We start from the raw sequence: 2079 nt of genomic DNA, 5'->3' as shown, positions 1-2079 counted from the left end.
ACCAGCAAGCAGCCCAGGTGGTGGACGCCAACATTGCCCGTGGCCCAGCTGCGATTGCAGCGACCTATCAAGCTGCTTATCAGCGCAATGGCTGGGACGACTTCGGCCCTGTGCCAGCGGCCGTGCAAGCCGCCTTAAACCCCGACTCACTGCAAGCATCGGACGGCAGACAGTATCAGCGCGATACGCAAGGCCAGTGGCGGCATGACGGCGTTGCTGCCGAAGGCAATGTCCCGCTGGAACTCAATGCAACGCGCGAACGGTTGCAACCGGCCTTGGAGCAGCATGCGCAGGCAATGGCACAGATGCCCGCGCGGCAAACGCCAACGCTGCAGCAGCAGGATCAGGCCAATACCGAGGCGACGTATGCCGCTTATGGCGTTGCGCCCAATGCTCAGACCGCTGGCGCGATCCAGCTTGCGGTGCAGAAGACCCGTGAGGCAAACGGAATCGATGCAGCGACCAGCTCTTTGGCATTGGAGCGCGATGCGGCTGGGCAATACTCGGTGGACAGCCCCATCCAGCATTTGAGCCGTGACGCCGATGGTGTGGTGCGTGTTGCAGCAACGACCAGCACTGATGAGATCCATCAGGCACTTGGGCAGGTGCAATCAGTTCGGCACGAGCAATCACCTTCGACGGGTGCACCTGAGCTGCGCATTGATGCGCAATCGCCCCAAGAACGTGACGCCTATGAGCAAGCCTTGCGGGAAGCCAATCGGCAAGGCGTTTCGACGCAAGAGGCGCAACAGGTTGCAAGCTTCGCCGCAACGACGGTCACCGCTCCGCGTGTAGACGAAAGCCAAGCGCCTCAGGCAGCCATTGACGTGCAGCGAGATCGAGACGTTGCACGCACACCCAACGCGCCTGCTGTTGCGGAGACGGCGACTCCTGCTCCTGTCGTGATGCCTGCATCCGTCAACGCGCCGCTGCCAGAAGACGTGCGCCCGGTTGCCAAGCCTACCGAACCGAAGCCCGAGTCTGTCCCACAGCGCGAACCCCAAGAAACCCGAACACCTGAGGTTGCCGCACCCCCGACAGCCGGCGCAATCCAGCCTAAGGCAGAGGCAGTAGACCCACCCACGGCAAGCGCATCTGCGCCAAGTGCCGGGTCGGCAGCATCCGCTTCGACCTCTTCTGATCAAGCGCCTACTCAGGCCACTGTGCCGACGACGCCGGTATCAGGTGAGGTGGAAGGGCTACGCCTCGGCGACCGTGGGCAAGAGGTCGAGTTCTTGCAATATCGCTTGCAGCAAGTGGATGCCCGGGGTCCGAACGGTCAGGCCGTGCCGCAAGACGGGCACTACGGTCCAGAGACCGAGCATGCCGTGAGGCAGTTCCAGCAAGACCAGGGTTTGCCTGCAACGGGCATTGCCGCGCAAGACATGGATGCGGCGTTGTCCCAGGCGCAACACGCACGCCGAGAAGCTTTGAAACCCGCAGAGCCATCATCAGCAAATGCGGTAGTGAAGCAGGGCAGCGAGCGACAAGCCCGCGTAGTCACGCCACAGAACGAAGCGCCGTCGGCTGTTCCATTGCAGACAGAGGTAGCGCAAGCGACAGTGCCGGCAACGCCAACGCAGAGCGAAATGCCGGCACAGATCGTCTTGCCTGAGCGCACGACCTCCCCCTATGTGTCATCGCCGAGTGGCGGGCGTTCAAACCCAGGTATGAACGATGAGGATCGGGTCGGGCAAGCGAGGTCCTCCCAAGATGTCGCTCAGCAGGCGTTTCCCTCTGATCATCAGGATCACGCCTTGTTCTCTGCCATCCAAGCGCAGCTCCCCAGGGGCACATCGGATGAGAAAACGGCCGAAGTGCTCCATGCCGTCAAAGAGTCAGGCATCGAGCGTGCTGATGAACTCCGCAAACTGACCATCCAAAATGATGTCGCCTTTGTCTTTGGCAAAACGACGGGGTTTCATTCGGAAACTGCGCTCAACACACCATCGCCTAGTCCACTGAATCATTGAAATCGGATGCATGATCCCCAGGTAGTGTGTCATGCAAAGAACGAAGTTGACGATCCAACAGCGTGCTGAATTGGAGGCGGTGATGCGCAAGCGTCACGGCAACGCC

The 2079-nt window shown here is 61.0% G+C and carries 1 protein-coding gene; it reads left to right on the top strand.

Annotated elements, in window-relative coordinates:
• A partial coding sequence (locus A7D16_RS24355; RefSeq protein ID WP_409350107.1) for a peptidoglycan-binding protein occupies positions 1-1973 on the top strand: 1973 nt, incomplete at its 5' end.
• Positions 1974-2079 lie beyond the last annotated feature (106 nt).

The organism is Xanthomonas nasturtii (assembly GCF_001660815.1).
Classification (GTDB): Bacteria; Pseudomonadota; Gammaproteobacteria; order Xanthomonadales; family Xanthomonadaceae; genus Xanthomonas; species Xanthomonas nasturtii.
Note: the sequence above shows the minus strand (reverse complement) of the source record. Positions and strands in the feature narration are given on the sequence as shown.